Origin of the sequence: Terrisporobacter mayombei (assembly GCF_020748465.1) — a bacterium.
GTDB lineage: Bacteria > Bacillota > Clostridia > Peptostreptococcales > Peptostreptococcaceae > Terrisporobacter > Terrisporobacter mayombei.
The window spans coordinates 1-509 of the sequence record NZ_JAHZMP010000127.1 but is presented as its reverse complement, the minus strand read 5'-3'; the positions used below and the strand labels follow the sequence as shown (position 1 = coordinate 509).

The 509-nt window shown below is 31.2% G+C and carries 1 protein-coding gene; it reads left to right on the top strand.

The features are described 5' to 3' along the window. The first annotated feature begins 213 nt into the window (after window positions 1–213). The gene (locus tag K0039_RS24965; protein WP_000555341.1) at window positions 214–471 is read left to right on the top strand and encodes a biofilm development regulator YmgB/AriR family protein; all 258 of its coding nucleotides are present in this window, start codon (window positions 214–216) and stop codon (window positions 469–471) included. Window positions 472–509: the final 38 nt, after the last annotated feature.

Sequence of the window (509 nt, the reverse complement as noted above, 5' to 3'; positions counted from 1 at the left end):
CATAGATAATGTTTTTAGTAAAAAAGAGTTGACTGAATATAATACAGCCTCTTCCTACATAAGAAGGAATGTGCTCACAAAAAAAACCATTAGTCTGCTTCCTGTTCTTACAATAATCAGTATTATGTATTTTATTTATATAGCAAAATATGCTTGTTACACCTGTCATAATTAGGCATGGTAAAATTATTGACTGAACCCTGGGGGAGAAAGATGCACAGTGATTATTATAATATGGTTTTTGGTGAAAAATTGGCCAATATTTTATATGAAGCTAACTCTCAATTTTTTTACGAGAGAAATGTCATAGAAGAGGCAGTCAACGCTTTATTCTGTGAGCGTGAAATAATAAACAACAAGAACATAATAAAGAAGCTGATGTTCTTTTTGTCAGATGTTAATCACACCAAGAAAGATGTTGTTCAGAGCGCACTTAATATTATCATTGACATTACATCAGGTGATATTTGAGATTTTACATAAAAGATAATCTCTCAAGGAGTCTTATC

Coding starts and splice junctions, on each gene's coding strand:
- K0039_RS24965 (WP_000555341.1), top strand. CDS start 214: ATGCACAGTGATTATTATAATATGGTTTTTGGTGAAAAATTGGCCAAT.